The organism is Streptococcus huangxiaojuni (genome assembly GCF_040930515.1).
GTDB classification, from domain to species: Bacteria; Bacillota; Bacilli; order Lactobacillales; family Streptococcaceae; genus Streptococcus; species Streptococcus huangxiaojuni.
In genome coordinates this window covers 1-1,625 of the sequence record NZ_JBFQEG010000031.1, presented here as the reverse complement: position 1 = coordinate 1,625, position 1,625 = coordinate 1, and the positions used below count along the sequence as shown (strand labels likewise).

2 protein-coding genes are annotated in these 1,625 nt (G+C 42.5%); both read left to right on the top strand.

From position 1 onward, the window contains the following. Positions 1-307: 307 nt before the first annotated feature. Positions 308-742: a PTS sugar transporter subunit IIA gene (locus AB3329_RS10785; protein WP_368396127.1), complete on the top strand. Its 435-nt coding sequence runs from the start codon at positions 308-310 to the stop codon at positions 740-742. A gap of 60 nt (positions 743-802) precedes the next feature. Continuing rightward, positions 803-1,297 (top strand): PTS sugar transporter subunit IIB, encoded by a 495-nt coding sequence (locus tag AB3329_RS10780; protein WP_067064949.1) that lies wholly within the window; start codon positions 803-805, stop codon positions 1,295-1,297. Positions 1,298-1,625 lie beyond the last annotated feature (328 nt).

Here is a 1,625-nt window from a genome sequence, read left to right as displayed (position 1 = left end):
TGGCCAAGAATCTCCCCTCAAAAACTTCAAATACTCAAAAACCACACCGTGATTCTTTCATCTTGATTGTTTTCAAGACAGAAATCACTGTGTGGTTTTATTTTGAAACTAGTTTTTGCCCAGACTCTTTTTGCTTCATGTGACATTTGTCATATTAATATTGACAAATGTCATATATATTTAGTGACATTCGGCAATTGGAAAACGGTTTCCTATTGAGTAAAATAAAGACAGTTAAAGCAGTAAATCCAGTATTTTCAAGGTTTTGATCAGATTTGGATTTATTGAAAATAAAGGAGATGGTGCAATGAAATATTTAGTGCTGGTCAGCCACGGTGGTCTTGCAGCCGGTCTAAAGACTTCTTTAGCTATGTTTGCAGCAGATAAGATGGATCAAGTCATCGCTGTCGGTCTTGAAGATGGCAAGTCCGTTGAAGAGTTTGCAGCAGATTTCAAAGAAGCAGTGACTGTTTTGCAGGCTGACGATTCAGTTGTCCTTTTGGCTGATATCGTAGGAGGTAGTCCATTAACAACCGCCTGCAGTGTGCTTAGCGATTTGGGAAAATTGGACAGCGCTCTTGTTCTTGGCGGTATGAATCTGCCGATGGCTTTAAACTCGCTGGTTCTGAAGGACAGTCTCGCCGGAAGGGATCTTGTGACCGCTGTTTTGTCAGAAGCACAGTCAGCCTTGCAGGAATTTAAGGTAGAGGCCGCTGAAGAAGAAGCCGAAGACGATATTTAACATTAAGCCGGGATTAATTACACATGAATCCTGAGCTTTCATACAAAGGAGAAAAGAAACATGTCAGTATCATTTGTACGTATTGATGACCGAATGATTCACGGTCAAACCGTTACCCGCTGGGCCAAGGAATACCCTTGTGACGGCTTGATTGCAGTTAACGATGCAGCTGCAGCCAATAAAGTCTTGACACAGGCTTATAAAGGTGCATCAGATAAAAAGACTTTTGTCTGGACTGTAGACGCTTTCAAACAAAAATCGCAAAAAGTTTTAGAGTCTGATACACGCTATTTTGTCATCACCAAAAACCCGATTGATATGAAGAAATTATTGGTTGATCAGGGCTTTGTTCCAGATGAGGTCAAAGAAATTATAGTCGGTCCGGCAAATGATCGTCCTGGGGCAGTGAAATTAGGGAACAATCAGTCCATTACGCAAGAAGAAGCGGAAGCTTTAGAAGCTATTGAGCAAGCTGGTTATAAGGTGAAATTCCAATTGCTCCCCGATGTTTCTATCGGCTACTGGTCAGATTTCAAAGCTAAATTTGGCTTTTAAAAGTTATCATTAAAATTAAACACAGCCTAAGAGCTATGCAAAAAAGAGAATGGCTTTAAGTTTTGAATTCATATGGTCAATCGCAGCCGTCTGAAGGCTTTGCAGTCTTAACAGCCTGCCGCACCCTTCTAGTCGTCTTGGCAGAGGTGCGCAGACGAAATCACAGATTTCTGGCTTACCGTCAGCCGTAACCGTCTGAAGGCTTTGCAGTCTTAACAGCCTGCCGCACCCTTCTAGTCGTCTTGGCAGAGGTGCGCAGACGAAATCACAGATTTCTGGCTTACCGTCAGCCGTAACCGTCTGAAGGCTTTGCAGTCTTAACAGCCTG

Coding starts and splice junctions, on each gene's coding strand:
- AB3329_RS10780 (WP_067064949.1), top strand. CDS start 803: ATGTCAGTATCATTTGTACGTATTGATGACCGAATGATTCACGGTCAA.
- AB3329_RS10785 (WP_368396127.1), top strand. CDS start 308: ATGAAATATTTAGTGCTGGTCAGCCACGGTGGTCTTGCAGCCGGTCTA.